The sequence below is a fragment of the Roseibium album genome (assembly GCF_001404515.1).
Lineage (GTDB): Bacteria > Pseudomonadota > Alphaproteobacteria > Rhizobiales > Stappiaceae > Roseibium > Roseibium album.
In genome coordinates, this window is record NZ_CXWE01000009.1 from 207,271 (window position 1) to 233,617 (window position 26,347).

A 26,347-nucleotide genomic window follows, 5' to 3' on the forward strand; every position below is an offset into this window, starting at 1 on the left:
AAGGCCTAAACCATGATCGATAACGTTGTACGCAAATTCAACAACTGGAAACGCTTCCGTCAGACCTATGGCGAACTTTCCAACCTGACCAACCGCGAACTGGACGACCTGGGCATTGCCCGCTCCGATATCGCCCGTTACGCACGTCAGTCTGTAAAATAATCAAGTTTGCGGTTCGGGGGCATCCTCCTCCCAGCTCCTGAACTGCAATCCCTCTGCGAACCTATCGCAGAGCAACCAAAAACGCTTGCCGGATCCTCCTCCCCCGGCAGGCGTTTTTTTTGATTCAAGAGACTATCCGGCAGCCAATTGTCCACCACATGTCTTGTCATAAAAACTGGCGTTGTTTTCGTCCTTGAACACATGAAGACGCGAATGCTGGATCTGTGCCGCAAGATGTTGCGGCAAACATCCAATCCCTGTAATCAGGGCACAAACTTATTGTCTGGATGGTCTCACAGTTTGTTGCTGTTTGAGATTTCCGGCATCTGCCCCAAGGAATTATCATGACTGCGATCCACGTTATTGGCGGTGGCCTTGCCGGATCCGAGGCTGCCTGGCAGATCGCCGAGGCAGGGCTGGAGGTCGTACTGCATGAGATGCGACCGGTACGAAAGACCGACGCCCACCAGACAGAAGGTCTTGCCGAACTGGTCTGTTCCAACTCGTTCCGGTCAGACGATTCACAACAGAATGCGGTTGGACTGATTCATCATGAATTGCGCCAGCTCGGATCACTGATCATGGCTTCGGCCGATGCCCATCAGGTTCCTGCAGGCAGTGCACTCGCAGTCGATCGAGACGGATTTTCAAATGCGGTTACCGAGGCGTTGAATACGCATCCACGCATTCGGATCGAACGAGAGGAAATTGCCGGACTTCCGCCGGAAGACTGGGAAAAGGTAATCATTGCAACGGGTCCTCTGACTTCCCCGGCACTTTCTCAAGCCGTTCTGGAAAAATCGGGAGAGGACGCCCTCGCCTTCTTCGATGCCATCGCCCCGATTGTCCATTTCGACTCGGTCGATCTGAACAAGGCATGGTTCCAGTCCCGGTACGACAAGGTTGGTCCCGGAGGAACGGGCAAGGATTATCTCAATTGTCCGATGGACAAGGATCAATACGAAGCCTTCATAGATGCCTTGCTGGCGGGAGACTCTGCAGATTTAAAGGAATGGGAAGCCAACACGCCCTATTTCGATGGCTGCCTTCCAATTGAGGTCATGGCCTCCAGGGGACGGGAGACCCTCCGACATGGCCCGATGAAACCGATGGGGCTGACCAACGCACACGATCCGGATGTCAAGGCATATGCGGTCGTTCAACTACGCCAGGACAACGCGCTCGGCACACTTTACAATATGGTCGGTTTTCAGACCAAACTGAAATATGGCGCGCAAGCCGACATCTTCCGCATGATTCCCGGGCTCGAAAGTGCCCAGTTTGCGCGGTTGGGCGGACTTCATCGCAATACGTTCCTGAACTCGCCAAAAGTGCTCGACAACACGTTGCGCCTGAAATCGGATCCGCGCTTGCGGTTCGCCGGTCAAATCACCGGTTGCGAAGGGTATGTGGAATCTGCCAGTGTCGGCTGTCTGGCCGGACTTTTTGCGGTCATGGACGTTCGCGACCAGGCCATCGTTGCGCCACCTGAGACGACGGCCATGGGGGCTCTTCTTGGCCATATCACCGGCGGACACATCCTGCGCGAGGACGGTGCCGGAAAACCAAAATCCTTCCAGCCAATGAACGTCAATTTCGGGTTATTCCCCCCTATCGAGGCACCGACACGGGATGAGGAAGGCAAACGGTTCAAAGGCAAGGAAAAGGCAAAGGCCAAGAAGCTTGCGATGACCAATCGCGCGAAAGCGGATTTTTCTGACTGGATGTCCGGACTTGGGCTCACGAAGTTGGCAGCTGAATAACGCAAATTCAGACAAGCCAGATATTTGTCTGCCTCAAAGACGCAGCAGGGGTTTCGTAGAGGCACGCCACAATATCCACTGTCGCCTGAGCTGAGATATCTCGGCAATTTCCTGCAAGGGGTCGAAATCCGGAGCTTCAAGTTTTTTCAGGAATGGTTCCACTAGCACCAGTGGCAGGAAGGCGTTGCTGCACTCTTCGGGTATAGTGTCGGCAACCTGTCTCACACGTTTCAGGTGATGCCGAACGTGTTCAGCCAGTTCCCTGAGAACGGATCTCAATTGCGGTGAAATTTTTCCCTGAAAAACACTTTCCGGATCAAGACCATGCCTGGAAACAATATCGTTGGGCAAAAACATCTGTCGACGCGACGCGTGCCACGGCAAGGCGCGCATCAGACCCGTCAGACCATAGGCGACACCGGCATGTCCGGCCGCGGTGGCAGTTCCCGGATCCCTGCCATTGTTGAGAACAAGACAGGCAAGCTGGATCAAACCGGAAACCGTTTCACCGAGATATCCTTCCAGATCATTCAGGCTCGGCATCGGATCATCATAGAGATCGAAAATTCTTGCCTCTGTCATCGCCAAAAGCCCCGGGCGCGGCAATCTGTACGTCGCGATCGTCTGTGTGAGCGTATTGGCGACCGGATTGGATGCTACGGCTCCGTGCTCCGTTCCCTCCAGCAGATCACGCCACCACTGCAGGCGCACTTCACCGGGCAATGGCTCCGACACGACTTCGCGAATGCGCGCAATTTCCGCATTGAATGCAAAAAGCGCCATCAAAGCCGGTCTTTGCGCCTCCGGAGCCAGCAACGTCGCGAGATAACGGTCCCTGTCGTACTGGCGAACAATATCGGCGGCATAGTCATCATCGGTGGTCATAGGCGCCCATATGGTTTGAAAACCGGATCAGTCTACCGCCAATAAAGCCGCTGCCACTGCCCGGTCCTCGGACAGGAGAACATTGAATGTCCGAACTGCCGCTCCCGTTGACATGGGGTCTGCCAGGATTTCGACTTCGCGGAACCGGAATTTCAGGTCCGCCGGAAGCGGACGCAAATCCTTGCCGGTTCCCACGAGCAGCACCTCGATGTCTGCATGTTCTTCGAAGACACGCTGGAAAGCTTCATCGCTGAATTCGGCCGGATCACCTATGTTCCAACCATAGATCCCACTGGGGACGCATAACAGCGACCCCAGGTGGGACATGTTCGCAAATCTGAAGCCACCGTCGCCGTAGGCATCAATTGGCGCCCTGCCGGGAAAATGAGCTTTCCGGATTTCCATCTGGAAAGATCCTTAAACAGTCGCGTTCGCCTTGGCTTCCTTTTCATCATCGCCATCATTTCGGGACAAGGCGTCCGGACGAAGGTTGAGCAGGATAAGCAAAGGAGCTGCCAGGAAGATCGACGAGTAGGTTCCAATCACGATGCCGAAGATCATCGCGAGCGTGAACGACTGAATGACCTCACCACCGAAAACATAGAGCGCAATCAGGGCCAGGAGTGTCGTGACCGATGTCATCGTTGTCCGCGACAGGGTCTCGTTGATGGACTGATCCAGAATGTCCGCCAGCGGCCGTTTCTTGTATTTGCGCAAGTTTTCCCTGATGCGGTCGTAGACGACCACGGTGTCGTTGAGTGAATACCCGATAATCGTCAGAACAGCGGCGATGCTGGAGAGAGAAAAGTCGAGCTGAAGCAGAACGAACAGTCCCACTGTGATCACGACGTCGTTTGCCGTCGTCAGGATCGCCCCAACAGCGAACTGCCACTCAAAGCGGAACCAGATGTAGATCAGGATGGCAAAAAGCGCGGCACCTACAGCAATCGCGCCGGCCTGCGCCAATTCACCCGATACCCTGGGCCCGACAACTTCAACGCGGCGGAAGTCTACGTTGTCATCAGCAAATATGGTGCGGACACGTTGAACCACCGATTGCTGCGCGAGTTCGCCGCCTGGCTGTTCCTCGACACGGATCAAGATATCGTCTGATGCACCGAATTCCTGAACCTGAACATCACCGAGATTGAGGGCAGACAATTCGGAACGGATGGCACCGATATCGGCAGGCCCATCAGTCTTGATCTCGATGATGGTCCCGCCCTTGAAGTCGATCCCGTAGTTCATACCAACGGTGAAAAAGCCTGCAAGCGAAGCGATTACAAGGAGTATGGACAGCGGGAAGCTGAATTTCCGCAACCACATGAACTTGATGTGGGTGTTGTCCGGAACGAGTCTTAATAGCATTTCTTATTTCTCCCGGATCAGATCGGCAACGCGGATGGACGACGGCGGCGTATCCAGAGCGCCACCAGCAACCGGCTGAACGTGAATGCCGAGAAAACTGTCGTGAAAATGCCGATCGCAAGCGTGACGGCAAATCCGCGAACCGGTCCGGATCCAAGTTGGAAAAGGATCACGGCCGCTATGAGCGTGGTGATATTGGCATCAAGAATTGTACCGAGCGCACGGCTGTAGCCGGCATCAATCGCCGAGATCACCGAGCGACCAGCCCTTGATTCCTCGCGTATTCGCTCGAAGATCAGCACGTTTGCATCCACCGCCATGCCGATCGTCAGGACGATACCGGCAATTCCCGGAAGGGTGAGTGTCGCCTGAAGGACCGTCAACGCACCGAAAATCAGGAAAATGTTGGTGGCAAGCGCCAGGTCGGCAATGACGCCGAACCGGCCATAGGCAAGGATCATGAATACGATCACAGCTGCACCGGCAATGATCGATGCCAGTTTACCAGCTTCGATCGAGTCGGCTCCGAGGCCAGGTCCGATCGACCGTTCCTCAATCACTGTCAATTGTGCAGGCAGCGCGCCAGCACGCAGCAGTATTGCGAGATCATTCGCACCTTCGACAGTAAAGTTTCCGGAAATCTGACCTGACCCACCCAGGATCGGCTCTCTGATCACGGGCGCCGAGATGACTTCATCGTCCAGGAGAATTGCAAAGGGGAAATTGACGTTTTCTGTCGTGACCCGCGCAAATTCCCGAGCCCCCGACTGGTTGAAGCGGAAGGTCACAACCGGTTCGTTGGTATTCTGGCCAAAGGCAACCTGCGCGTCGACAAGGTCTTCCCCACCCAACAAGGGTTTGGTTTGCAAGAGATAGGGAATGGGAGGATCGTCAACTGACATGAACACCGATGTGCCCACCGGCGGGCGGCTCTGAAGCGCCTGTTCACCCGTCATGTTTCTGTCGACCAGATGGAATGTCAGTTTCGCGGTTTCACCGATAAGATCCTTGAGGCGTTCAGGATCTCCCTCACCCGGCGCTTCCACCAGGATCCGGTCTGTCCCCTGCCGTTGAATATTCGGCTCGGTCGTGCCGAGCTCGTCAACACGTTTGCGGATGACTTCGATGGATTGCTGGACGATCGACTGAAGCCTGTTGTCCAGGCCTGCCTCTGAATAGGTAAACCGGACCAGTCCATTGTCATCGACGCTCAAATCGAACTCGTCGACCGGCTGACCTCCAAACAAGCTGGAAACAAGAGGATTTACCAGTGGCGAAAGACGCTCCCTTGCCTCATCCAGGCGTGTCAGATCCCGAATTCTGACTTGCGCGGACTCCGGTCGAGCGTCCAGGCCTGTATAGCCAATTCTCGGGTTTTCCCGCAGAACGTCCCGAATTTCGCCTTCAAGCGCCTTAAAACGATCTTCGATGTATTTTTTCTGATCCACTTCATAGAGCAGATAAGCGCCACCCTGCAGATCGAGCCCAAGAACCATCTGGTTCTTCGGCAGGAAGTCCGGCCAGCTCTCGAGTTGTTTGGCGGTAAAGAAATTCGGCAGCGTCGTGAGAATACCTGCGGCAACCACAAGCACGATCAGCACGATTTTCCAGCGAGCGAAATGAAGCATGACAGAGCCTTAAAAACAGCCAGGCCGATAACGCGCCGGCCTGGCAACAAGATCGATACGGTACCGTTGCACCTCAGGAATTGTCTTTGGCTGGCTCGGACTTGGAGCGCACTTCCTGAATCATGGATCGCACAACGCGGACCTTGATGCCTTCAGACAGTTCGACCTGCAATTCACTATCGTCTACCACCTTCGCGACTTTGCCGATAAGTCCGCCGGTGGTCACAATGGTGTCACCGCGACGCAGGTTGGCAACCATCTCCTGGTGTTGTTTCATGCGCTGTCTTTGCGGCCGTATGATCAGGAAATACATGATCGCGAAAATGGCCACGAAGGGCAGGATCTGAATCAGGAATCCCGGACCCATGGCTCCGGCGGACTGCGCATACGCTGGGGTGATCAACATTCAACTCTCCTAAGGGGCGTCTTTCAGCCGGCGTTCCGCTTGGAACGCTGACAAAACGCTCTGAATTCTGGTCGCGCGGACTATAACGGCGGCGCGCCTCATTTCAAGCGTTGCAAGCCGATTCCGGCGTACCGGTATGGGAATAACTGGCGTTTTCGCGCTACCTGCCCCATGCTACTGCTCTCGCAACACGTTTCAGGCTCTCAAATGGGCCTTTTTGACTGGGGTTGCAAGAATTATGAGTGCGCAAAACGACCTTGCCGCATTGAACGCCAAACTCGATTCCCTGATTGAACTCGTCAGCCGCGCCGTACCGGCCAGTGCGAAGGAGCCTGACTGGTCTGCCGCCGAGGCCTTTGTCTGGATTCCCGAGCCGGGCGACCTGCACGCGGTGGAGAAAGTAAACCGTGTCGATATTGCACTGCTGTGTGCCGTTTCCCATGTTCGAGACCTGTTGCTCGACAACACCAGACGGTTCGCGGACGGGCTCCCGGCCAACAATGCCCTTTTGTGGGGCGCGCGCGGCATGGGTAAATCGTCATTGGTGAAGGCTGCGCATGCGGCGATCAACCGGGAAGACGATTCGAGCAGTCTGAAACTTATTGAAATACACCGGGAAGACATCGAATCGTTGCCGAAGCTCATGGCGTTGATCCGCTCCGCACCTTTCCGGTTCATCATCTTTTGCGACGATCTCAGTTTTGACAATGATGATACGTCCTACAAGTCGCTCAAGGCTGTTCTGGAAGGCGGCATCGAAGGACGACCGGAAAACGTCATTTTCTATGCAACATCAAACCGTCGACATTTGTTGCCCCGCGACATGATCGAGAACGAACGCTCGACCGCGATCAATCCGGCAGAAGCAGTTGAGGAAAAAGTCTCCCTGTCCGACCGTTTCGGTCTCTGGCTCGGCTTTCACAAATGCAGCCAGGATGACTATCTCGACATGGTGCGTGGGTATGCCGCTCACTACGGACTGGAAATTCCCGAAGATGACATGCGCTCGCAGGCGCTGGAATGGTCCACGACCCGCGGCAGCCGCTCAGGACGGGTCGCCTATCAGTACATACAGGATCTTGCCGGCCGTCTCGGCAAGGCTCTGACATGAAAAAACCCGGCATTGCCGGGCTTTTTCTCGTGTGTGACGCAAGACCTAGCGCTGTGGCAGATGCTTCAGCGGATCGACTGGCTTGTTGCCCCTGCGCAGTTCGAAGTGCACCTGGGGCTGGTTGACCGACCCCGTAGCACCGGCAAGACCCACCACGTCGCCGCGCCGGATCGTGTCGCCGCGCTTGACTTTCAGTTCGCTGTTATGCGCGTAAGCCGAAACCCAGCCTTCGCTATGCCTGACCAGAACGAGATTGCCGTAGCCTTTAAGCTCATTGCCCGAGTAGATCACGGTGCCATCATCGGCGGCCTTGACCGGAGTGCCTTCCGGCACAGCAAGGTTCACGCCCTCGTTCTTGCCTCCGCCGGGTTTGGAGCCGAAGTCGGAGATGATCCGGCCACGCACCGGCCAACGGAATTTTTCGCTGGAAACGTCGGCATCCTGCTTGAGGCTTGCGACGGTCGGCGTCTTGATCGGTTCTGTCGGCCGCGGTTCTTGGGTCAAGGCAGGTTGCGGAAGCGAAACCTTTTGGACCGGTGCCGTCGGCGTAGCAGCTACCTGTTTCCTGGAGTCCGTTGAAATCGATGCAGTCGTGACCGGGCGCCCCGAAGCGGCGGGTTTGCGTTTCGGTAGCGTACTGACACGAATGACGTCAACGTCCTCGACGATGGTTTCCGTGGTGCTTATCTGCGTGAATGTCGGCTGCCTGAACGGTTTGCGAACCGGTCGAGGGGCCGCTCCCGAATTTGTAGAGACCGAACCGGTGACAACAGTTTCGTTCCTGCTGACCTTCGGCAATTTGACCTTGCCGCTCTCACCTTCGGTAGCGCTCGCAAGACCGTTTCGATCGGAATAGACATAAGTCGGTATGACGATGCTCTGACCAGGACGAACCTGATCGGCATTGTCTATCCCGTTGACGGAAGCAAGCGCTTGAACCGGCACGCCATAGCGCCGAGCGATCGAATTCAGGTTGTCGCCCTGGCGAACATTGACCCTGGTTCCGCCGGCCGAAGTCCAGCCTTTCCAGCTTTTTGCGTTTGTTGCGTTAACTGTTTCAGGTGCCGGAGCCGCGGCAACCGGAGCGGCCTGTACAGGCGCTGGCTGCACGACGGCAGACTGTGTAGGCGCCGGCAGCGGTGCTGACTGGATGTCCGAAGACTTTTTGGGAATTGATCCGGTCGTCACTGGCGCTGTGCTTGCCTGCGGAAGCCCTGCGGTGGTTCCGCCAGGCCCGTTGGCAATGTCCTGATAGGTCGGCTGCTTTGGCGCGCCGTTCAGGATCTCACGCTGGTTTTCCGTGTTTCCCGTATAATACGGAGGTTCTCCAAAACGCTCAACCGCACTGGAACAACCTGCAAGGGATACCGCGATCAAAGATATTGTGGCCGCTTTTCCCAGTAGATCCCCGCGGAGGGTACGCATCCGCTTTTTCATCGCCTTAACTCATAACGCTAACTGTGGCTGCTATGGTTAAGAGTAGACGCCAGTAAGGTTTATAAAGACTAAAGACACCTGGCGATTGCGACCAAACCCGCCAATTTCTTTGACTTTTTTGATTCAACAATGTGCCCGGTGTGGGAGATTATAGTAAATCGGGCACCGAATCCTCCCCGAGATTCGCACTCCTGACTGTGAGTTCGATGATACGATCCGCGGCTAGAGTCGCTGTGCGACCCCCGGTTGAAGCATGACGGTTCTGACGGGCATCAAGGTTTCCGCCGTCATCACACTTTCCGTCTTCACAAACCTGATCAATGACTGGGGCTGCATGGATTGACCGACAGGTGCGATCAGAATACCACCCGGCTTGAGTTGCTGGACCCAGTTGTCAGGAACCGAGGGTATAGCGGCGGTCACAACGATACGATCGAAGGGGCCTTTTTGTTTCAAACCTTCGAACCCGTCGCCTTGCCGAGCTGTCACGTTATCAAGTTTCAAAGCCGCAAACCGTCGTCTTGCAAGGTCGGCAAGCGTGGCAAACCGATCGACGGTCTCCACTCTCTCCGTCAAATGCGCCAAAACTGCAGACTGGTATCCTGAGCCTGTGCCTATTTCGAGAAGGGCATGCTCAGGAGACACGTCCAAAGCCTGCGCGGTGAATGCAACAAGCGATGGAGAGGAGACGGTTTGTCCGCATTCAATCGGAAGAGTCACGTCTTCATAGGCGAGGCTGTGGTGCCGCGCAGGCAGGAATAGGCGCCTTGGAACGCGTTCAATAGCCGAAAGAACGTCCCGGGCTCCAACACCCTGTCGGCGCAACGAAAGCACCAGCGCTGCGCGCGCCTCCGCCTCATCCGGCAAAGCGGATGACCGCATCGTCTGTTCTTCGCCAGGCGGCGTTCCCGCCATGCGCTCTTCCTCTCTGCGGACTTTAGGCCAGTGCCTCGGCAAGGTGACCGACCAGATCATGCGCCGTCAAATCTATGCGTAGCGGTGAAACGGATACATAGCCATCGACAATTGCCTGCAGATCGGAATTATCAAGAACGGATTTGCCCCGCTCGCGGAACCGAAGCCAGTAGTAAGGATAGCCACGTCCATCCTGACGTTCGTCAATGGAAAGTCCGCTTTGTTCGTGATGCCCCTGAACTGTGACTTTCAAGCCCTTGACCGCTTCCGGTGCACAGGCTGGAAAATTCACGTTCAGCAGCGTGTATGGCGGCAGTTGAAAATCAATGAGCCTGGCGAACAATTCCGGTGCATGAGTTTCTGCGATAGAAAAGTTCGGTTCCGCTTTCACGTCCCAGTCATATGCCTGGGATACGGCAATTGAGCGTATGCCGAGAATTGCGCCTTCGATCGCACCTGCCACGGTTCCTGAATAGGTGACGTCTTCGGCCAGGTTCTGCCCGCGGTTGATGCCGGACAGGACCAGGTCGGGCCGTTCCGGCAAAATCTTGTGTACACCCATGATGACACAATCGGTCGGGGTACCCTTGATGGCGAAATGCCGATCGTCGAGCGCTCTGGAGCGAAGCGGATCGCTCAGTGTCAACGAATGCGCAACTCCGCTCTGATCCGTTTCTGGTGCAATCACCCAGACATCGTCTGAAATCGTCCGTGCAATGCGCTCCAGAGACGTCAGCCCCGGCGAGTGAATGCCATCGTCATTCGTTATCAGGATGCGCATGTGAAAGTCTCTCCATTTGCATTCAAATCAAGAAAAATCCCATCCTTCGATTTTCCGTCTGAAGATGGGACGATCCCGGGCGGCGGCCTTTGTGAATCTACCGCCAGGGTCATTATTCATTCACGCAAATGATCGATCGGATCAGGACGACCTGGCCTCTCCTGTCATCCGATCTTTTCCAGGCCACCCAAATAGGGGCGCAGGACTTCCGGCACCGAAATGCTGCCATCGCCGTTCTGATAGTTTTCCAGAACCGCAATCAGCGCACGGCCGACGGCGATACCCGAGCCATTGAGCGTGTGCACGTGCACCGGATGTTTGCTGTCCGCCGGCCGGAAGCGCGTATTCATTCGACGGGCCTGGAAATCGCCACAGACCGAACAGGACGAGATCTCACGGTAGGCGTCCTGACCCGGCAACCAGACTTCAATGTCATAGGTCTTGCGTGCCCCGAACCCCATGTCGCCCGTGCAAAGGGTCATCACACGATAGTGCAATCCCAACTTCTGCAGGACCTTTTCGGCGCAGGCCAGCATGCGGTCGAGTTCTTCGAGCGATTGTTCGGGTGTTGTGACCGACACAAGCTCACATTTCTGGAACTGGTGCTGCCGCAACATGCCACGTGTATCTCGGCCTGCAGAACCAGCCTCGGAACGGAAACAGTAAGTCAGTGCCGTGACACGGAGCGGTAGCGTATCCTCCGGGACAATCTGGCCAGCGACAAGATTTGTCAAAGGAACTTCGGCCGTCGGGATCAGATAATGTCCCGTCGTCGTTTTGAAGAGATCCTCTTCAAATTTAGGCAACTGGCTTGTGCCATAAAGTGGCGCGTCGTGGACCAGAAGAGGTGGCGACACTTCCGTGTAGCCGTTCTCCTGCGTGTGCAGGTCGATCATGAACTGGCCGAGTGCACGCTCCAGCCGCGCGACCTGCCCTTTCAGAACAACAAAGCGCGATCCGGACAGTTTGGCAGCCGTGGTGAAATCCATGTCACCGAGAGTTTCACCAAGTTCAAAATGCTCTTTCGGCCGTTCATTGAACGTGAATTGCGGCTTTTCGCCATGGGCCCTCAGGAGCACATTGTCATTTTCATCCTCCCCCTCCGGCACGTCGTCGTGCGGCAGGTTCGGAATAACGGCCATTTCCGCTTCCAGATTCGAATTCAGCCGACGCTCTTCTTCCTCACCCGACTGGATGAACGCCTTGATCTGGGCTACCTCGTCAATGAGTTCCTGTGCCCGGGCGTCGTCTCCCGAACCCTTGGCCTTGCCGATTTCCTTGGAGGCAGAATTCCGCCGTTCCTGTGCTTCTTGAAGCTTGGTGATGTGAGAGCGACGGGAATCGTCCAGCGCTATCAGCCTGGCTGCGGAAGCTTCAAATCCCCGCTTTGCCAAGGCCTGATCAAAGGCGTCTGCATGTTCCCGAATCCACTTTATATCAAACATCTTCGCTTCCCGAACGACGGTCGTTGTCAACACATTCCGTCCGGCAAACTGAACAACGTCAGCTATACGTGGTCAGGCCGTAGCGTCTTCGGCTTCGCGTTCAGCTTCCCGCTGCGCGCGTTGGCGTTCCACCAGCCTTACGGACAGAATGGAGACTTCGTAGAGAAGCAACGTTGGGAGCGCAAGACCGATCTGCGAGATCGGATCGGGGGGTGTCAAAATTGCAGCAGCCGCGAAGGCGCCCACAATTGCGTATTTGCGCTTCTTTTTAAGGTCTTCAGACGAAACCAGACCTGCCCGCCCCATCAGTGTCAGCACCACAGGCAACTGAAACACCAGGCCGAACGCAAAGATCAGGACCATGATCAGACCGAGATATTCGCTGACCTTTGCCAAATGCTGAATGGCGACCTGCCCTGCCCCGGCCAGCTGTTCCTGTGACAGAAAGAAGCCCATCGCCATCGGCATAACCAGGAAATAAACCAGACATGCACCAATGAGAAACAAAATGGGTGTTGCAATCAGAAACGGCAGAAATGCGCCACGTTCGTTTTTGTAGAGGCCTGGCGCAACAAACATGTAGATTTGACTGGCCACAACGGGAAACGCCAGAAACAGTGCCCCGAACAAAGCAAGCTTCAATTGCGTAAAGAACCATTCCTGCGGCGCAGTAAAGATCATCTCCACTGGATGGCCTTCGCCGACGGCACGCAGATACGGGATCGTCAGGATATTGTAGATGTCCGTCGCAAAGTAGAAACAGATTACAAACATCACCAGGATTGCGGCTATCGACCACATCAGCCGCTGACGTAATTCGATCAGGTGTTCGATCAGAGGCGCCTTGGAGGCTTCGATATCATCCTGGCTCATGCCTTAACGTCTTCCGTCACCGGTTTCCTGTCCGGATTGTCCGCAGGTTCTGCTGCGGCAACCGCTTCTGGCTGCTCGGCGTCCCCTTTTGCGGGCTCAGCCGGCGCTATCTCTTCAACGGCGGTCTCTGACTGGGCGGATGGAGGCTTTGTGGTCATCGGTTTCGACGCCTTTTGTGCCGCATCTTCCTCAATCGACTTTTTGAGATCACCAAGTGGATTGAAGTTCGCTACGTCTTCGACCTGCTTTTTCATGTCGGCAATGTCGGCTTGCTGCTCTGCTTCGCGCAAAGCATCATTGAACGTCGACTGGAACTCGCGCGACATTCGCCGTGCCTTTCCGATCGTCTGTCCAAGTGTGCGCAACATGCGCGGAAGGTCTTTTGGCCCTACAACGATGATCGCCACACAGGCAATCACCATGAGTTCGGTCCAGCCGATATCGAACATGAGATATACCGTCCCTTAAGGAGACGCGATGCAGATTGAGATCAGCTCGCCTTGGTCTGATCTTCAGCTTTCGCAGACTGTGCTGGTTCGCCGGCCTGATGATCGATGGTCTTCGGGGCGTCGGCAGTGTCGTCTTCTGCCATGCCTTTCTTGAAGCTTTTGATCCCCTTCGCAACATCACCCATCAGTTCGGAAATCTTGCCACGTCCGAACAGCAGAACCACCACAACTGCGATGATCAATATCTGCCAAATACTAATGCCCATACGCCAAACTCCTGATAATTGGCTTTAAAGCCCTACGGCCCTTGTACAAAAACGGACCTGACCCTGCAACATACACCTTAAGAACATTTTCCGCTCTTAGACAGAATGATGAAATAGGGCCGGTTTTGTGTCCTAGACTTGGGACTCCCCGCGCGAAAAAACAAGCACGTCCTTCGGATCCGTCTCCACCGAAACATTCATTCCGGCTTCCCATGAGCTACCGGCACGAACCCTTGCCTGCAACGGATGGTCGAGTCCATCGATCACGACAGACAAGAGTTCGACCTCGCCGACGAATCGTTTTGTGAGAATTCGACCGGGTACACCACACAACCCCGCCTTGTTCAAACAGATCCCCTGGGGCCGGATGCAAACGTCGACCTTTCCTTTGGTCTCCGCACATTCGGATTTTACAACACCGAGCGGAGTTTCGACACCCGTCACGGTGACCTGCCCTTCTATCTGGTTCAATTCCGAGAAAAAGCGAGCCGCAAAGAGATCAACCGGGTCGTTATACAATTGTGCAGCCGTTCCGAGTTGAACCAGTCGCCCCCGGCGCATCAGGGCAATCCGGTCGCCCATGCGCATCGCTTCTTCCGGATCGTGGGTCACGATGATGCATGTTGCCCGTGTTTCCCGGATGACGGCCAGCGTCTGGTCCCGAACGCTGTCTCGCAAGCGCTTGTCCAGACCCGAGAACGGTTCATCCATAAGCAGAATTCCCGGTCGCGGGACCAGGGCACGTGCCAGCGCAACCCGCTGCTGTTCACCGCCCGATAGGGAGTGAGGATAATCGCCGGCATAGTCGGACAAGCCAACCCGCCCCAACGCTGCAAGCGCAGCGGCCTGCGCCTCCTTGTGCGGAAGCCCCGTCAAGCCGAACATCACATTGGCAAGAATGGTCATGTGGGGGAAAAGAGCGTAGTCCTGGAACATGAGGCCCACGCCTCGCCGTTCAGGCGGAAGAAAGAAACTGTCTCCGGAAACTTCACGTCCGTTGATGAGAACCTTGCCGTGGCTCTGTCTTTCAACACCTGCAGCAATGCGCATCAACGTGGTCTTGCCGCAGCCCGAATGTCCAAGGAGACACAGAATTTCGCCCGGTGCGATCGACAGACTCAGATCGCGTACAGACATGACACCATCATAGTCGTGCGAAATGTTCTCAAATACCAGACCGGCTGCAATGGTCGCGCCGGCGGTTCCCGGCGCGCCCCAGCTCAACTGGTGTCCGTTTCCATTGGACGGCAGCGACGTATCTTTCTGTGGCATCAAGCTCCGGCGGTCTCTTCCGCATCTTCGTCAAAGAGAGACCCGTCTTCTAATGGATCTTCGTCCTCCGTCAAAGTCACTTCGTCGTTCGGTGTGGGAACGATGAAGGATGCCGGCACGGCACTGTCCAGCAAGCCAGCGCCCTTCAACTCTTCAAGGCCGGGAAGATCCCGGACATTCTCGAGACCAAAATGGACCAGGAACTGCTCGGTGGTTCCATATGTCACAGGTCGCCCAGGTGTGCGCCGGCGCCCGCGCATGCGGATCCAGGTGGTTTCCAGCAACACGTCCAGCGTGCCCTTGGAGGTTGAGACGCCGCGTATTTCCTCTATTTCCGCCCGTGTCACCGGCTGGTGGTATGCGATGATGGCAAGTGTCTCCAGAGCCGCGCGGGACAGCTTGCGTTGCTCTTCGACATTTCGGTGCATCAGATAGGCAAGATCCTCGGCGGTGCGGAAGCACCATTTGCCGGCGACCTTGACCAGATTGACGCCGCGCGGTGCATAAAGCGCCTGCAACTGGTCAAGCAACCCCAGCACATCCGTGCCTTCAGGAACCCTGAGCGTCAATTCTTCAAGCGACAGCGGCTCGGACGATGCAAACAGCAATGCCTCGATCATCCGCATGCCGGTCAAATCGTCCGCTGATCCGCCGGCTTTTCTCAGATTTGGATCGACGAGGTCGAGACGGTCGGTGTCAGACGTCATCGCCCTCATCCTCTTCCTTCACGATGGAGCGAATATAAACCGGTGAAAACGCTTCACCTTGCCGGATTTCCACCTGACCCTCGCGAACCATTTCAAGACTGGCGGAAAAGGTACTGGCGACAATTGTTGCCCAATCCTTGTTGTCATAGAGGTATTCGCGCAAATAGGCATTCAAAGGCGCCCACTCGCTTACCCGGCCAACCAGCCTCATCAGCAGTTCTCGTGCCTCCTGCAACGACCAAACCGTTCTTCTCAGCACCCTCACAGACGTGACGGACTGCCTTTGCCTCTGTGTCGCATATGCAGACAGAAGGTCGTAGACGGACGCATCCCATATGCTTTTGTGCTGAACGGACATCGTTTCAGGAGCGCCACGATGGAATACCTCGCGGCCCTGACGGTTTCGGTTCATCAGTTTTTCGGAGACTTCCCGCATTGCCTCGAGACGACGCAACCGAAATGCCAGCGCTGCGGCAAGTTCTTCACCTGTCGGCTCGTCCTCGTCCCGTTGTTCGGGCAGAAGCAGCTTGGACTTCAGGAAGGCGAGCCACGCAGCCATCACAAGATAGTCCGCCGCCAGCTCCAGGCGCATCCTGCGGGCCTCCGCCACAAACTCAAGATACTGTTCGACCAGTTCCAGGATAGAGATGCGTGCCAGGTCGACTTTCTGCGTGCGCGCGAGGCCGAGCAACAGATCGAGCGGACCTTCGAATCCATCAACATCGACGACAAGCTGCGGATCCGTTGTGGCGCGCTGTTCAACAGAATTGACTGTGCTCAACAGGTCATAAGAGCCGTCTTCTGCAATCTGCCTATGGGTTTCCAATTCCGCCATTCACGCTCCGGTCAAGCACCCTGCCACCCGGTCAATTTACAAAACTCATCCCAGGCAGCTTTTTCGTCAAAGCCGGGTGCCGGTGCCTTCAACTCGTTCAACGCTTTCGCGCACCTGCGTTCGGCCTCACCAGCAAGGTGTGGCACAGCTTCGGCAACAGCTATCATTTCGTCCATATCACCGTTGCAATGCAGAACAATATCACAGCCTGCCTCGACTATTTTCCGGGACCGTTCGACAAAGTCACCTCCGAGTGCGTTCATCGATATGTCGTCGCTCATCAGGCAGCCATCAAATCCGATTTCCTTCCGGATAATATCCTGAACTACTTTCTTGCTCTGTGTTCCTGCCGTTTCCGGATCGATCCCTTCGTACACAATATGGGCAGTCATACCCAATGACACGCTAGAAAGTGCCTTGAAGGGCCGGAAATCCACGCTTTTCAGCTCCAAAAGACCTGCTTCCACCCTGGGAAGCTCAAGATGACTGTCGACGCGTGCGCGACCGTGCCCCGGGATGTGCTTTATGACAGGAAGCACCCCTCCCGCTCTTGCCCCGTCAATCATGGCCCGGCCAAGTGTCGCAACGGTTTCCGGATTCGCAGAAAGGGACCGATCACCAATAGCATCGACAGTGTCGGGAAAACGAACATCCAGACACGGCAGACAGTCTATCGTGACACCGACTTCAAACAGATCCCCGGCAATCAGGCGCGAACCGAGCCAGGCTGCTCGCAACCCAATTTCAGGGTTCTTGTCGAACAAGTCGCCAAAGAGTTTCGGCGCAGGATACTTGGGCCAATGCGGTGGTTTCAGGCGCTGGACGCGCCCTCCTTCCTGATCAACCAGAACCGGAGCATCTGCGCGCGCAACGGCTTGCCGAAACGTGGACGTAAGTTGCTTCACCTGCTCGGGCGACTCTATGTTTCGCGCAAACAAGATGAGGCCCCAGGGATCTGCGTCCCTGAAAAAGGCGATTTCGTCTTGGGTCAGAAACGGTCCTGCGCACCCGGAAACAAAGGCTTTGGTCATGACTTCCGGCTTAACGGGCAGCTTCGAACCCGTCAAGAAAGCCTTCCTGTCCTCTTGCGCCCATCCCCTGAACTTGCAATCTAGTCACATATGCACTCAGTCAGGATTGGAGCCTCCCATGCGCGCGCGTCTCGATATTCCAGCCGGCACGCTGCACCGGATCTCGCACCGGTCAGAGATTCTTGGCCAGAACAGACTGGGTGACACGGCTACGCGCGAGATTGTTGTCTATACACCCCATGGTCACGATGGTGCCGATTTGCCTCTTCTCGTGGATATTGTCGGTTTTACGGCCGGAGGCCCCGCCCACACCAACTGGAAAAATTTTGGAGAAAATGTACCGGAACGTCTCGACCGTCTTATCCATGACGGAGACCTTCCTCCCGTGGTTGTGGCGTTTCCCGACTGCTTTACGCGCCTCGGCGGAAATCAGTACATTGACAGCCTTGTCATGGGGCCCTGGGCAACATGGCTAACCACCGAGATGCTCGAAGACATCGAGGGTCGTTTCGGATGTGGTGGTGCCGGGATGCGCGGTATATTCGGCAAATCGTCCGGTGGGTACGGTTCGATCGTTCACGCCATGAAGCACCCCGATGTATGGTCCGCAGCCGCGTGCCATTCCGGAGACATGGCATTCGAGCTGTGCTACTTGCCCGAAATGGCAAGCGCGCTGCGGGTCATCGCAAAAGCAGGATCCATTGAGGCCTTCGTCACTGACTTCGAAAAAGGGCCAAAATATCCGGGTAACTCACTCCACGACCTCATGACATTCGCAATGGCAGCGACCTATGATCCTGATCCCGATCCGGAAGTGTTTTGTGGCATCAGGTTGCCCGTTGACCTGGAAACCTGCGAGGTCATCGAAGAACGCTGGGCTGCCTGGCTGCGCTGGGATCCCGTCGAGATGGTCGACGATCATATCGCCCCCCTGAAATCAATGAAGGGTCTCTGGATCGATTGCGGTTATGTCGATCAATACAATCTTGTCTACGGGGCGAGAAGATTGCAGAGAAAGCTGGTCGCGGCCGGTGTTGAGCACGTCTATCAGGAATTCAATGACAACCACTCTTCAATCGATTATCGCCTCGATGAAAGTCTGCCGTTTCTTGCAAACAAACTGCTGGGAAAGTGAGTCAGGAAAACAGGCTCAAACAGGCTTCCGTCCCTTTCCGGCTGTTAGAGGAACCGACAGGACAACCCCGCCCAGAATAATCAGGCAGGCACCGACGGCTGCAAGCGGAGACGGGATTTCGCCCCAAAAAACGTAGGCAAAAATCGCCGCCAGAACGACGCTGCCATAGTAAATCGGTGCAAGTGTCGCGGCGCCCGCGCGCCGGTAAGCAGAGATATTGAGAGACTGGCCAATGATTGCAACAGGACCGAGCCACGCAAACACCAGCAGACTGTTCCAGGAGATGTCCTGTGCACTGATGAGCCAGAGCACCGGCGCCGTCAGGATCACGCTGGCGAATACGTTCACATAAGCCAGGATTGTCACGGTATCTTCACGCTGCGCTATATAGCGCATGATCAACGCCTCGCATGCCATGAAAACGGCCGCGAAAAGAGCGGCAATAATACCGTCCAACGCAAGTGACGTCCCGCCCTCCGCGTTGTTCGCGGCCCGCACGACCAGATAAGCGCCGATGGCACAAAGGCCGCCTGCCAGCCAGTGACGACCGGTAATCATCTCCTTCAAGATTACGCCCGCAAGCGCAATGGCGATAATGCCTTTTGTCAATCCTATGGCGGTCGCGTCGGCCAACGGAAGGATGCTGGCGGCATAAATCGTACATGCCAGTCCGCCAACACCGCAGAACGCACGCATCAGGTGAAGCTTCCAGAGAGGACTTAGCCGTGAGAAAACCGGGACACGTCTGACGGCACCGTAGCCGACAATCGTCATGGCCCCGCCGAGAAACCGCAACCACACCAGAACGGCAACCGGCAACAAGCCGTCCGCAATCTTTCCTGCAGCGAAAACAGGCGTGAAAGCCGTCATTCCGGCCAGTGCAAGTGCAAATGCAAGTACAGTGTTTTCCGGACGTGAGTGGATCGACGTTGGTGGCATTGGTACTTTCCTCGATACCGGTTGTCTGTCTCTAACACCGAAATCGCGCAAGGGTCAGACACAATATCGCTATACCTGCCATGCAAAAACGCATCGCATTGCAGGTTTGTAGCCGTTTATGTATATCTCTCCCATGAACTGGGATGACTTGAAACTGATCGATGCAGCTGCACGGATGAGATCCTTGTCCGGTGCTGCAAAAGCACTGGACCTCAGCCAACCTCAATTGAGCCGCCGCCTGAAGCGTTTTGAAGATCGGGTGGGCGCGCGTTTGTTCGACAGAACACCGACCGGTCTCAAACCGACCGAAGCCGGCCTGCGCCTGATACCGCTGGCGGCAGAAATGCGCAAAAATGCGGATGCGGCGAGCCGCGTTCTTCCGGATCTCTCCGGATCCGCGCTGAAGGTCGTGCGCGTTGCAGTCGACGAAGTGCGCGCACGGATTCTGACCGACAGTTTCTGCGATCTGACCGCGCTTCTCGATGGTGTCGAATTGGAGATCATTTCAAGTCACCTGCATGCCGATCATCAATCGCGCGGCATTGAACTGCAGATACGCAGCTGTCTTCCCGAGACAGATACCTTGATTGCACGCAAGGTCGGAGACCTTGCTTACGGCGTTTACGGATCCGGTGCTTATGTAAATTCCAATCCCGATGCACTGAATGACTTGCGATACAAGAATTGCGACTGGCTGGGATTTGCTCCGGACGATCTTTGGTACCCTTCTCAGGTTCGCTGGATGGAAGCAAAACAAGTCGGCCGACCGAAAATGCGCACCAATACGATGACGACATTGTTGAACATGACCGTATCTGGCAAAGGTCTCGCGGTACTGCCGGTTTTCATGGGTGACGGTCATCCTGACCTTGTCACGCTGACCGGCCCGCTGGAAGAGTTGACGAACTCCGAGCACATAATCGTTCACAGAGACGTGCGAAGGGAACCTGCCGTGCGGCGCGCAATTGAAGCCATTGCGAGCGTTTATAAGGAAATGTCGCCAAAACTGACCGGTGCCGGTCCGTCACGATCACTGCAAGCAGCAGAATGAACGGGTCGGAAATCCGACCCTTTGTCTATGTGCGGAATTGATCTGCAAAAGCGCTACTGCTGCCGCCTTACGAAGCATTCGCCTCCAGCTGCCGTCAGGCTTTCACAAAGCCTGTTGGCGTCTTCACGCGAGTTCGTTGGAATTCTGGCACGATAGTAAACTCCCCGGTCGCCGAGGTCAGCCGACACGATGACCGCATTCCGATTGCCAAGCACACCCGGGTAGCGCCTTTGAAGGCCTGCAAATGCATCGCTCGCTGCAGAGGCGGAGCGTTGCGACGTCACCTGGACAATGTAGGTGCCGGAAGGAATCGATCCACTTGTCGAGGTTCCGCCGGATGTCGTAGCGGCAGGCGCCGGGGCACTTGAAGCATTATTCAAGTTGAGCGGGCCATCGGCCTGCGCCGGAGTTGAAGACGTGTTTTGTGTCGCAGGTGCGCTGGCAACCCGCACAGGCGGAACGGGTTTTTTCCTGGGAAGAACCGTGGGAACTGGTGCGGCCGGCTCCGCAACAGCCGGCTCCGTCACTGTCGGTTGTTGATTGTCGTTGACGATTGCAGGCACATCAGGAGCAGCCGGTTCGGCTGCCGCGACTGGTGCCGGTGCTTCGTCCTGCGTCTGAACCGGCAATGTTTCTGTTGGCTCGGGTGCTGATACGACTGGTTCTGCCGTGGCAGCATCCGCAACTACAGGTGCAGCAGGAACAATCCGGGATGTATCAACGGATACCGACGGGGCCTGGTTCACAGGAGGCTGCGGTACAGGTGCAATCGGCTGAGTTGGGGCCGCAGTCGCCGCTTCATCAGCCGAAACGATTGTGCCATCGGGACGAACGATAACGGTTCGCACCTGTTTGGGTGTTCCCGGAGCCAGTTCCGTGTTGTTGGTGGAGGCCGGTGCAGGCGGCAATTCGACAGGCTGCGGTGTTTCCTGAACGTCCAGACGATCCGGAACAGTTTCGGCTGTACTGTTGACCCGATCCAGAATTTTCGTCTGTGTCTGGCTCTGTTCCGGATAGATCTTCAAAGGCTCCTGCAAACCGCTGATGACAGGTGGAGGGCCACTCGGGACCTGAACTGCATCTCCATCGACAAGAAAGAAGCCGGCTCCCCCGAGCGCAGCAACGCCGACGATACCCAGTGTAACGTAAAGACCCCGACGCGACCTCTCCTTCGCCTGCGGGATTGCTTCCTTTTCCGCGGCTGAATGCGGAGGCAACACACCGGCTCCATTGAGGCTGGGGTCACTTTCCTGCATCGCTCTGGCGACTGCATCAAGATCATACCCTTCCGGCGGTGGAGGTGTCTCTTCTTCCGTTACCTGCGGAACAGCATTGGCCGCAGCAGGCCAGGCCATGTCGTCGATATCGTCAGCCGTTGCATCAAGGTCCTCCTCCGGAACCTCGGGTTCAACTGCGACAGGTTGCCTGTTGTCGCGCTCCGGGAAATCAAGGTCAGCGAACAGGGCGTCAATTCCGGCGGGGCTTTCCTTTTCCTCGATCGCAGGCGCTACATCGCGAGATTGCGACGCGACTGGTTCGGGATTCAATGCAGCGAAAAAGTCGCTTTCATCAATCGCCGGCCGCCTTGTTTCGGAGGCCGTGTTCAATCTCCGCTCAACAGTGCGCTCAGGCTCGGCGACTTGAATCGGATGTTCACGAGGACGTTCAACAGGAATTTGGCGCTGCTCTGCGATGTGAGTATCGTCGGAAGGCGCTGTCTGCCTGACCTGCTCCAACAACTCTGCAGGCGTTCGCACATAAGAATTGTTTCGCGGCAGCGAGTACGCGGCCGGCTGCGTGCTGGCCAATTCGTCCGGGGCTTCGAATTCGGTGATCTCGTCAAACGGGTCAGACGAAACCAAATTATCTTCGGCTTCGGCCGGTACCGGCGCAATCTCCTCATCCACAGACTGACGCAACGCTCCGATGAGTTCGTCTTCCAGTTCCGCGGTCAAATTCTGCTCAAGGTCCAGAGCAACTTTGGGCGCCAGTACCGTGCTTTCTTGAGTAACCTGCCGCACCAGCGGGTCACTCGCAGGTGGTACAGACGCTGCTGAAGATTCTGCCGGAGTCACTTTCTGCAGGAAACTGGATTCAACTAGCGGTCCTGCAGTTTGGGGATCCGCTATTGTCGGCTCTGAAGGCTGTGGATTGTTGGGCCTCGGCCACAAGGGAGATACGTTTTCGGTCGGCTCAACAGGGGTTGGTGCGAATCTGTGGTCTTCAGCAAGCGGAAATCGCGATGCCGAATCATCGTCACGCCTTGCGAAAAACTGGTTACGGATTTCGCCAATAATAGGTGCTTGCGAAGACTCGGGATGAAACGCCGCCGGTTCCTTGACGGAGGGTTTCACCGTGTCCGCAGCAAAGGAAGGCTCAACTCGCCCATGCGCAGGCTCTACCGTCTTTTCCGCGTCCGGGGCAAAGTCGTCAAGTTCTGCAAAATAGTCTGTACTTTCGACCCGACCACTGCTCACATTTGCCCCCAATTGTTTGTTTTTCTGGACAATCCGTGCCAATTCAAGAAGCGGATCTTCCATGGCCGGTCGCACCGCACCTTCCTCGGCAGAGGACGCGGGTTCATCAGCTTGATTATTTTCGTAATCGTTTGCCATGAGCCTTACGAAAACCGGTTCAGTTTTTCCGCGCGCGCTTCACCTTCGGCACACGGGACAGCGACATTTGCCTAACGCATTTCCTCAGGTGCATTTACACCAAGAATCGAAAGTCCTGAAGAGAGCACCAAAGATATTGCACGTACCAAAGCAAGACGTGCCAGGGTTAATTTCGGGTTACCGGCGTCAATAAAACGTAAATGCGGCATTTCCTTGCCTCTATTCCAATGGCCATGGAGTGAACTCGCCAAATCATGTAGATAAAACGCGATCCTGTGCGGCTCATGTGTTTCCGCCGCTGCATTCACCACTTTGGGCCATTCAGCCATCTTGGCAATCAATTCAAGCTCACCGCTGTCACCGAGCAAAGTGAGGTCCGCATCAGCAAGGTCGCTGTCCGCAGTCTCCAGGTCTGGAAGTTCTTCCGACGCCTGTCGCAGCACAGAACAGCACCTTGCATGCCCGTATTGCACATAGAAAACCGGATTGTCTTTCGACTGCTCCGTTACCTTGTTGAAATCGAAATCCAGCGGAGCGTCGTTTTTCCGGAACAGCATCATGAAGCGAACCGGGTCCGAACCGACTTCATCGACGACTTCTCTCAAAGTAACAAAGTCGCCCGACCGTTTGGACATTTTGACCGGCTCACCGTCACGCATCAGTTTCACGAGCTGGCAAAACCTGACAATGACATCGGTTTCGCCGCCGGATACTGCCTTGCCAACAGCCTGCAACCGTTTTGCGTAACCACTATGATCGGCACCCAGGATATAGATCGTTTCCTTGAAACCCCGTTCGAACTTGTCCTGGAAGTAGGCAACGTCGGCTGCGAAATAGGTATACGACCCATCAGACTTTTTCAGTGCCCGGTCCGTATCATCACCAAAATCGCTCGCCCGAAAGAGCGTCTGTTCGCGGTCTTCCCAGTCTTCCGGCACCTGTCCTTTGGGTGGCGGCAAGGTCCCCTGATAGATAAGCCCCTTTTCCCGCAGCCCATCCAGCATATGGTCGATCTTCGAACCATTGGCACCGCTCCTGTCATGGAGCGTTTTTTCAGAAAAGAAAATCTCGTGTTCGACTCCAAGTGCCGCAAGGTCTGCTCTTATAAGATCGAGCATCGCCGCCATCGCGGCCTCCTTCACGATTGGAAGCCATTCGGCATCCGGCATTCCCAGCAGTTTTTCGCCAAACTGGTCCTTGAGCAGAGACCCTACCGGCTTGAGATAATCGCCTGGATAAAGACCAGACGGGATTTCGCCTATGTCTTCACCGAGAGCCTCGCGGTACCGAAGGTATGCGCTCCGCGCAAGAGTTTCGATCTGCGATCCCGCGTCATTAATGTAGTATTCCTTGACGACATCGTTGCCGGCAAAAGCCAGCAGATTGGCAAGAGCATCGCCAACGACGGCACCGCGAATGTGTCCGACATGCATTGGTCCGGTCGGATTCGCCGACACATATTCGACATTCACCTTCGGAGAAGGCTGCAGAGCAGTCGCTCCAAAGCTCTCACCAAGACCAAGAACACTGCCGAGAACCCGCTGCCAAACGGCAGGTGCGACCCGGAGGTTGATGAACCCAGGTCCAGCTATCGTCGTCTCGGTTATGTCCGGGTCCTGATTGAGTTTTTGGACGAGTTTTTCGGCAAGGTCGCGCGGTTTCATCTTGAGCGGTTTTGCAAGCACCATTGCTGCATTGGTTGCGAAGTCGCCGTGATCGGGATCCCTCGGGGCTTCGACCACTACGCGCGTCAAATCCGGTGAAACTCCATTTTCATCATGAAGTTCAAGCTCCTGGAGTGCATTTTTCACGCGCTGCGTGAAGTCTGCGAAGATATTCATTTTACACCGATCAAGTTTGGTCTTCCAAGCACGGGATTCCCGTGAACAACAGGGCAGCAAATTCGCCCCTGCGCCTACCCTAAATCCGGAGTGTCGTCAAACAGCCTGCGGTGCTCCTCGATGGCGTAGCGGTCGGTCATGCCGGCAATGTAATCGCATATTCGCCGGGCTGTTTCGGTATCGCCCAGGGAACCCAGACCAACATTCCATGGATGTGGCATCAATTCGGGGTCCGACTGGTATTTGCGAAACAGATCCTTCACGATGCGGGCAACGAGCTTGCGAACGGCCAAAACATCCGCATGGCGATAAACACGGGCGAACAGAAATCTCTTAACTTCCTTTTCCGCAAGTGCCATTTCATCGGAAAACCCGACAAGACCCCTTCCGGCCATTCTGATATCGTTTGCAGATTTCGGATCAAGTTCGGATATGTTGCCGACGGCTTCCCTGATGACGTCCTCAACCATTCTTGTGATCGATCTGCGGACGATCTCGTGGATTCGCCTGCTTTCCTCCAACCCGGGATACTTTCTGTCAACATCTACCAGAATGTCGGCAAGAAACGGGACTTCGCGCATGTCTTCCACAGCGAAAAGACCCGCTCTCAATCCGTCATCCAGGTCATGAGCGTCATAGGCAATGTCGTCCGCGATTGCGGCCGCCTGAGCCTCGCTGCCCGGCCAGGTGTCCAGCAAGAGATCCTGCTTGTCTGCATATTCGCTGATCGCAAACGGCAGTCGGCCGCCCTTGAATTTTCCGATCGGGTTGCCGTCTGAATCAAGAAGAGGCCCATTGTGTTTGACAAGTCCCTCCAGAGTTTCCCAGGCCAGGTTCAATCCGTCGAATTCCGCGTAGCGTTGTTCGAGATGCGTGACAACGCGCAGGGACTGGGCATTGTGATCAAAACCATCAAAGGGCGCCATGCACTCGTGCATGACATCCTCGCCTTCATGTCCAAACGGGGTGTGACCGAGATCATGCGCAAGCGCCAAGCACTCTGCGAGGTCTTCGTCAAGGCGCAGCGCTCTTGCCAGCGACCGGGCGATCTGGGAGACCTCGATCGTGTGCGTCAGACGTGTACGGAAATGATCGCCCTCGTGATATACAAAGACCTGTGTCTTGTGCTTCAATCTTCTGAAGGCCGAGGAATGAATGATCCGGTCGCGGTCCCGTTGAAAGGGTGTCCGGGTAGGACTTTCGGTTTCCGGAAACAGGCGCCCTTTGCTCAGGCGCGGATTTTCGGCGTACACCGCCCGGGTCTGAGCTCCGAAGCCAATGTCAGTTTTAGTTGTCGATCCGTCGCCATTCACAGCATCTTCACCCAGTCTAACCGCGCCGCAGATTGACGCGGGCGACTTCAAAACTTACTTATCTGAATAAATCAGGTTTCACGCTCTTTGCCAGCAGCAAGAGCCTAGCGAGTCAGCAG

Annotated in this window: 25 protein-coding genes; 5 read left to right on the plus strand and 20 right to left on the minus strand. The window is 55.7% G+C overall.

Annotated features, from left to right (window positions below):
• Positions 1–12 precede the first annotated feature (12 nt).
• Both LA5095_RS32185 and trmFO read left to right on the plus strand, forming a co-directional pair.
• Positions 13–162 carry a DUF1127 domain-containing protein gene (locus LA5095_RS32185; protein WP_082442930.1) on the plus strand — a complete coding sequence of 50 codons (150 nt, stop codon included), beginning with the start codon at positions 13–15 and terminating at the stop codon, positions 160–162.
• 344 nt (positions 163–506) lie between these two features.
• A complete protein-coding gene (trmFO, locus tag LA5095_RS26990) occupies positions 507–1,925 on the plus strand; it encodes a methylenetetrahydrofolate--tRNA-(uracil(54)-C(5))-methyltransferase (FADH(2)-oxidizing) TrmFO (protein ID WP_055120728.1) in 1,419 nt (472 codons plus the stop codon).
• 33 nt (positions 1,926–1,958) lie between these two features.
• Here the strand turns inward: trmFO and LA5095_RS26995 are convergent, their stop codons facing one another.
• The 5 genes from LA5095_RS26995 to yajC form a co-directional block, all read right to left on the minus strand.
• Complete coding sequence (locus LA5095_RS26995; RefSeq protein ID WP_055120730.1) at positions 1,959–2,810, minus strand: phytoene/squalene synthase family protein; 852 nt, start codon at positions 2,808–2,810, stop codon at positions 1,959–1,961.
• Between the two features lie 27 nt (positions 2,811–2,837).
• Complete coding sequence (locus LA5095_RS27000; protein WP_055120733.1) at positions 2,838–3,215, minus strand: Mth938-like domain-containing protein; 378 nt, start codon at positions 3,213–3,215, stop codon at positions 2,838–2,840.
• A gap of 12 nt (positions 3,216–3,227) precedes the next feature.
• Entirely contained in the window at positions 3,228–4,178 is a 951-nt protein-coding gene (gene secF / locus LA5095_RS33335; RefSeq protein WP_055120735.1) for a protein translocase subunit SecF, read from the minus strand.
• 17 nt (positions 4,179–4,195) lie between these two features.
• Positions 4,196–5,806 (minus strand): protein translocase subunit SecD, encoded by a 1,611-nt coding sequence (gene secD, locus LA5095_RS33340; protein ID WP_055120737.1) that lies wholly within the window; start codon positions 5,804–5,806, stop codon positions 4,196–4,198.
• Between the two features lie 73 nt (positions 5,807–5,879).
• Complete coding sequence (yajC, locus tag LA5095_RS27015; RefSeq protein WP_055120739.1) at positions 5,880–6,212, minus strand: preprotein translocase subunit YajC; 333 nt, start codon at positions 6,210–6,212, stop codon at positions 5,880–5,882.
• Positions 6,213–6,450: 238 nt separating this feature from the next.
• On the opposite strand from yajC, the gene LA5095_RS27020 reads away from it, so the two are divergent.
• Positions 6,451–7,323, plus strand: coding sequence for an ATP-binding protein (locus tag LA5095_RS27020; RefSeq protein ID WP_055120741.1), 873 nt, complete (start codon positions 6,451–6,453; stop codon positions 7,321–7,323).
• 45 nt (positions 7,324–7,368) lie between these two features.
• On the opposite strand, the gene LA5095_RS27025 is transcribed toward LA5095_RS27020, so the two are convergent.
• The 11 genes from LA5095_RS27025 to nagZ all read right to left on the minus strand — a co-directional run bounded on the left by LA5095_RS27025 (position 7,369) and on the right by nagZ (position 17,334).
• Positions 7,369–8,748 (minus strand): M23 family metallopeptidase, encoded by a 1,380-nt coding sequence (locus LA5095_RS27025; RefSeq protein ID WP_208992877.1) that lies wholly within the window; start codon positions 8,746–8,748, stop codon positions 7,369–7,371.
• A 234-nt stretch (positions 8,749–8,982) separates the two neighbouring features.
• Complete coding sequence (locus LA5095_RS27030) at positions 8,983–9,675, minus strand: protein-L-isoaspartate(D-aspartate) O-methyltransferase (RefSeq protein WP_082442939.1); 693 nt, start codon at positions 9,673–9,675, stop codon at positions 8,983–8,985.
• Between the two features lie 22 nt (positions 9,676–9,697).
• Positions 9,698–10,456, minus strand: coding sequence for a 5'/3'-nucleotidase SurE (gene surE, locus LA5095_RS27035; RefSeq protein ID WP_055120745.1), 759 nt, complete (start codon positions 10,454–10,456; stop codon positions 9,698–9,700).
• A gap of 164 nt (positions 10,457–10,620) precedes the next feature.
• Positions 10,621–11,901, minus strand: a complete 1,281-nt coding sequence (gene serS, locus LA5095_RS27040; RefSeq protein WP_055120853.1) for a serine--tRNA ligase — start codon at positions 11,899–11,901, stop codon at positions 10,621–10,623.
• A gap of 72 nt (positions 11,902–11,973) precedes the next feature.
• On the minus strand, positions 11,974–12,774 hold the full coding sequence (gene tatC / locus LA5095_RS27045) for a twin-arginine translocase subunit TatC (RefSeq protein ID WP_055120747.1): 801 nt from the start codon (positions 12,772–12,774) through the stop codon (positions 11,974–11,976).
• Positions 12,771–13,223: a Sec-independent protein translocase protein TatB gene (tatB, locus tag LA5095_RS27050; RefSeq protein WP_055120749.1), complete on the minus strand. Its 453-nt coding sequence runs from the start codon at positions 13,221–13,223 to the stop codon at positions 12,771–12,773. The genes tatC and tatB overlap by 4 nt, the downstream gene beginning before the upstream one ends.
• Positions 13,224–13,264: 41 nt before the next feature.
• A complete protein-coding gene (locus LA5095_RS27055; protein WP_029065540.1) occupies positions 13,265–13,489 on the minus strand; it encodes a twin-arginine translocase TatA/TatE family subunit in 225 nt (74 codons plus the stop codon).
• A gap of 132 nt (positions 13,490–13,621) precedes the next feature.
• Positions 13,622–14,761 carry an ABC transporter ATP-binding protein gene (locus LA5095_RS27060; protein WP_055120751.1) on the minus strand — a complete coding sequence of 380 codons (1,140 nt, stop codon included), beginning with the start codon at positions 14,759–14,761 and terminating at the stop codon, positions 13,622–13,624.
• A complete protein-coding gene (gene scpB, locus LA5095_RS27065; protein WP_055120855.1) occupies positions 14,761–15,468 on the minus strand; it encodes an SMC-Scp complex subunit ScpB in 708 nt (235 codons plus the stop codon). Before scpB ends, LA5095_RS27060 begins: the two co-directional genes overlap by 1 nt.
• A complete protein-coding gene (locus LA5095_RS27070; protein ID WP_055120752.1) occupies positions 15,458–16,303 on the minus strand; it encodes a segregation and condensation protein A in 846 nt (281 codons plus the stop codon). Before LA5095_RS27070 ends, scpB begins: the two co-directional genes overlap by 11 nt.
• A gap of 11 nt (positions 16,304–16,314) precedes the next feature.
• On the minus strand, positions 16,315–17,334 hold the full coding sequence (nagZ, locus tag LA5095_RS27075; RefSeq protein ID WP_055120754.1) for a beta-N-acetylhexosaminidase: 1,020 nt from the start codon (positions 17,332–17,334) through the stop codon (positions 16,315–16,317).
• A 118-nt stretch (positions 17,335–17,452) separates the two neighbouring features.
• On the opposite strand from nagZ, the gene LA5095_RS27080 reads away from it, so the two are divergent.
• The gene (locus tag LA5095_RS27080) at positions 17,453–18,469 is read left to right on the plus strand and encodes an alpha/beta hydrolase (RefSeq protein ID WP_055120756.1); all 1,017 of its coding nucleotides are present in this window, start codon (positions 17,453–17,455) and stop codon (positions 18,467–18,469) included.
• 15 nt (positions 18,470–18,484) lie between these two features.
• Here LA5095_RS27080 and LA5095_RS27085 read toward each other — a convergent pair whose 3' ends face one another.
• Positions 18,485–19,408, minus strand: a complete 924-nt coding sequence (locus tag LA5095_RS27085) for a DMT family transporter (protein WP_055120759.1) — start codon at positions 19,406–19,408, stop codon at positions 18,485–18,487.
• 118 nt (positions 19,409–19,526) lie between these two features.
• On the opposite strand from LA5095_RS27085, the gene LA5095_RS27090 reads away from it, so the two are divergent.
• Positions 19,527–20,459 carry a LysR family transcriptional regulator gene (locus LA5095_RS27090; RefSeq protein ID WP_208992878.1) on the plus strand — a complete coding sequence of 311 codons (933 nt, stop codon included), beginning with the start codon at positions 19,527–19,529 and terminating at the stop codon, positions 20,457–20,459.
• Positions 20,460–20,512: 53 nt separating this feature from the next.
• On the opposite strand, the gene LA5095_RS27095 is transcribed toward LA5095_RS27090, so the two are convergent.
• From LA5095_RS27095 to LA5095_RS27105, 3 genes are all read right to left on the minus strand, one after another.
• Entirely contained in the window at positions 20,513–23,074 is a 2,562-nt protein-coding gene (locus tag LA5095_RS27095; protein ID WP_055120762.1) for an SPOR domain-containing protein, read from the minus strand.
• 71 nt (positions 23,075–23,145) lie between these two features.
• Positions 23,146–24,915: an arginine--tRNA ligase gene (gene argS / locus LA5095_RS27100; protein WP_055120765.1), complete on the minus strand. Its 1,770-nt coding sequence runs from the start codon at positions 24,913–24,915 to the stop codon at positions 23,146–23,148.
• A gap of 74 nt (positions 24,916–24,989) precedes the next feature.
• Positions 24,990–26,195, minus strand: coding sequence for a deoxyguanosinetriphosphate triphosphohydrolase (locus tag LA5095_RS27105; RefSeq protein WP_208992886.1), 1,206 nt, complete (start codon positions 26,193–26,195; stop codon positions 24,990–24,992).
• Positions 26,196–26,347: the final 152 nt, after the last annotated feature.

Excerpts from the sequence above, each read along its gene's own strand:
- LA5095_RS32185 (WP_082442930.1), top strand. The coding sequence starts at position 13 with ATGATCGATAACGTTGTACGCAAATTCAACAACTGGAAACGCTTCCGT.
- trmFO (WP_055120728.1), top strand. The coding sequence starts at position 507 with ATGACTGCGATCCACGTTATTGGCGGTGGCCTTGCCGGATCCGAGGCT.
- LA5095_RS26995 (WP_055120730.1), bottom strand. The coding sequence starts at position 2,810 with ATGACCACCGATGATGACTATGCCGCCGATATTGTTCGCCAGTACGAC.
- LA5095_RS27000 (WP_055120733.1), bottom strand. The coding sequence starts at position 3,215 with ATGGAAATCCGGAAAGCTCATTTTCCCGGCAGGGCGCCAATTGATGCC.
- secF (WP_055120735.1), bottom strand. The coding sequence starts at position 4,178 with ATGCTATTAAGACTCGTTCCGGACAACACCCACATCAAGTTCATGTGG.
- secD (WP_055120737.1), bottom strand. The coding sequence starts at position 5,806 with ATGCTTCATTTCGCTCGCTGGAAAATCGTGCTGATCGTGCTTGTGGTT.
- yajC (WP_055120739.1), bottom strand. The coding sequence starts at position 6,212 with ATGTTGATCACCCCAGCGTATGCGCAGTCCGCCGGAGCCATGGGTCCG.
- LA5095_RS27020 (WP_055120741.1), top strand. The coding sequence starts at position 6,451 with ATGAGTGCGCAAAACGACCTTGCCGCATTGAACGCCAAACTCGATTCC.
- LA5095_RS27025 (WP_208992877.1), bottom strand. The coding sequence starts at position 8,748 with ATGCGTACCCTCCGCGGGGATCTACTGGGAAAAGCGGCCACAATATCT.
- LA5095_RS27030 (WP_082442939.1), bottom strand. The coding sequence starts at position 9,675 with ATGGCGGGAACGCCGCCTGGCGAAGAACAGACGATGCGGTCATCCGCT.
- surE (WP_055120745.1), bottom strand. The coding sequence starts at position 10,456 with ATGCGCATCCTGATAACGAATGACGATGGCATTCACTCGCCGGGGCTG.
- serS (WP_055120853.1), bottom strand. The coding sequence starts at position 11,901 with ATGTTTGATATAAAGTGGATTCGGGAACATGCAGACGCCTTTGATCAG.
- tatC (WP_055120747.1), bottom strand. The coding sequence starts at position 12,774 with ATGAGCCAGGATGATATCGAAGCCTCCAAGGCGCCTCTGATCGAACAC.
- tatB (WP_055120749.1), bottom strand. The coding sequence starts at position 13,223 with ATGTTCGATATCGGCTGGACCGAACTCATGGTGATTGCCTGTGTGGCG.
- LA5095_RS27055 (WP_029065540.1), bottom strand. The coding sequence starts at position 13,489 with ATGGGCATTAGTATTTGGCAGATATTGATCATCGCAGTTGTGGTGGTT.
- LA5095_RS27060 (WP_055120751.1), bottom strand. The coding sequence starts at position 14,761 with ATGCCACAGAAAGATACGTCGCTGCCGTCCAATGGAAACGGACACCAG.
- scpB (WP_055120855.1), bottom strand. The coding sequence starts at position 15,468 with ATGACGTCTGACACCGACCGTCTCGACCTCGTCGATCCAAATCTGAGA.
- LA5095_RS27070 (WP_055120752.1), bottom strand. The coding sequence starts at position 16,303 with ATGGCGGAATTGGAAACCCATAGGCAGATTGCAGAAGACGGCTCTTAT.
- nagZ (WP_055120754.1), bottom strand. The coding sequence starts at position 17,334 with ATGACCAAAGCCTTTGTTTCCGGGTGCGCAGGACCGTTTCTGACCCAA.
- LA5095_RS27080 (WP_055120756.1), top strand. The coding sequence starts at position 17,453 with ATGCGCGCGCGTCTCGATATTCCAGCCGGCACGCTGCACCGGATCTCG.
- LA5095_RS27085 (WP_055120759.1), bottom strand. The coding sequence starts at position 19,408 with ATGCCACCAACGTCGATCCACTCACGTCCGGAAAACACTGTACTTGCA.
- LA5095_RS27090 (WP_208992878.1), top strand. The coding sequence starts at position 19,527 with ATGTATATCTCTCCCATGAACTGGGATGACTTGAAACTGATCGATGCA.
- LA5095_RS27095 (WP_055120762.1), bottom strand. The coding sequence starts at position 23,074 with ATGGCAAACGATTACGAAAATAATCAAGCTGATGAACCCGCGTCCTCT.
- argS (WP_055120765.1), bottom strand. The coding sequence starts at position 24,915 with ATGAATATCTTCGCAGACTTCACGCAGCGCGTGAAAAATGCACTCCAG.